Origin of the sequence: uncultured Kluyvera sp. (assembly GCF_902485085.1) — a bacterium.
GTDB lineage: Bacteria > Pseudomonadota > Gammaproteobacteria > Enterobacterales > Enterobacteriaceae > Kluyvera > Kluyvera ascorbata.
This window is the reverse complement of record NZ_CABTJS010000006.1, coordinates 1-1,081: the sequence shown is the minus strand read 5'-3', so window position 1 is coordinate 1,081 and position 1,081 is coordinate 1. Positions and strand designations below refer to the sequence as shown.

Annotated in this window: 2 protein-coding genes; one reads left to right on the top strand and one right to left on the bottom strand. The window is 38.8% G+C overall.

Going from position 1 to position 1,081, the window contains the following annotated elements; all coding sequences use genetic code 11:
• Positions 1 to 139 (bottom strand): IS1 family transposase (locus RDN66_RS01450; RefSeq protein WP_032356943.1); only part of this gene is annotated, 139 nt, incomplete at its 3' end.
• 248 nt (positions 140 to 387) lie between these two features.
• Between RDN66_RS01450 and RDN66_RS01445 the strand changes: the two genes are divergently transcribed.
• Positions 388 to 981, top strand: coding sequence for a DUF4755 domain-containing protein (locus RDN66_RS01445; RefSeq protein ID WP_308537476.1), 594 nt, complete (start codon positions 388 to 390; stop codon positions 979 to 981).
• The last annotated feature ends 100 nt before the right edge of the window (positions 982 to 1,081 follow it).

Sequence of the window (1,081 nt, the reverse complement as noted above, 5' to 3'; positions counted from 1 at the left end):
CGGTGTAAGTGAACTGCAGTTGCCATGTTTTACGGCAGTGAGAGCAGAGATAGCGCTGATGTCCGGCAGTGCTTTTGCCGTTACGCACCACCCCGTCAGTAGCTGAACAGGAGGGACAACTGATAGAAATAGAAGCCACTGGAGAACCTCAAAAACACCATCATACACTAAATCAGTAAGTTGGTATCATCACCTCAAAGCCATTAGGTTCGATTTGAATATAAACAATTTTCATTAAACTGATATTTATCACCAAATTCCGAGCCAAAAGATTACATCATATTTAAATGTAATCTTAAATAACTCAGTGTATAATTCAATTGCACAATAAGAATTAACAGTGTATTTTTAGCCAGGAAATATGATTTCTAAAACGGAGATTTAAAAGTGAAAATATATTACGCATTAAAAAGAATAGCGTATATTGCAGGTGCTTTATCTATTGGTTGCGGCTCACTACCAATGATTTTCAGCAAAACACCCGCTCTTCAATACTGGGTGCTCGGGGCTTTTTTAATTTTCATTGGGTATTGCGTATCAAAGCTTGAGTTCGATAAGTCTAAATACATCAAGTATCTAAATGAAAAGAACGATGGGATTTATATTTATTATGCAAAATTTGGTGGCGAAGAGCACGAAATAAAAATCAACACAAAAAACAAAACAATCGAACTAAAGTCAGGGAAAAATTCCGCCACACTAAACTTTGATAACATCAAATCATGGAGATATAACGTATCTGGCATTAGCAAGGTTAATGTCATTGGTTCCACTAACAGCGTAATGGGTAATTTCACAGCTTTATCTCAAGCCAGTGCAATCAACAACCAAGCAGGGTACAGCGCGTGGGATAATAATGGATTCTTTATTCACACAGATGCATTGGCAAATCCTGTCTGGCATATAAAGATAATACCAAAAGATGTCGCAATAAACCTTAAGTCTGACAAGTTTTGGAAAAGTGGGGTCGGTTCCGGCTGAGGGCGAAATGACACCCTAAGCTTTCGGTTCCTTGGGCCAAAGATATTCGCCAGTCAGTAGAATGTGCGCCCAGCCCAATGGGGATATGTGGGGAAGAAAT